Here is a 414-nt window from a genome sequence, read left to right on the forward strand (position 1 = left end):
GCGAGACCATGCTGTATCGCGGTATAGGCAGGCTTATTGACGAGGTGAAGAAGATGACTGATATTCCCGTGGCCATTATTACCAACGGCTCGCTTTTCTCTCTGCCCGAAGTCCGTCAGGAGGCCTTGAGAGCTGATGCAGTACTCCCTTCGCTCAACGCCGGCTCAGAAGAGCTGCACCAGAAAATCAGCCGTCATGCTCCGGGCTTTACCTTCAGGCGTCACCTTGAGGGGCTTATCGCCTTCAGAAAGGAATACACCGGCAACCTCTGGGTTGAGGTGATGCTCCTTGGAGGAGTCAACGACACCGATGAAGCCTTGAAAGATATTACCGGTGCACTTGCTCAAATCGGCCCCGACATGGTGCACCTTGTCATTCCAACCAGGCCCTCAACCGAAAAGGATGTCCTGCTCC

Annotated in this window: 1 protein-coding gene; it reads left to right on the plus strand. The window is 54.3% G+C overall.

Features of this window, described 5'->3' with window-relative positions; translation table 11 throughout:
* Positions 1-53 precede the first annotated feature (53 nt).
* Positions 54-414 (plus strand): radical SAM protein (locus CUU80_RS11300; RefSeq protein ID WP_207760125.1); only part of this gene is annotated, 361 nt, incomplete at its 3' end.

The organism is Bifidobacterium scaligerum, assembly GCF_002802865.1.
GTDB classification, from domain to species: Bacteria; Actinomycetota; Actinomycetes; order Actinomycetales; family Bifidobacteriaceae; genus Bifidobacterium; species Bifidobacterium scaligerum.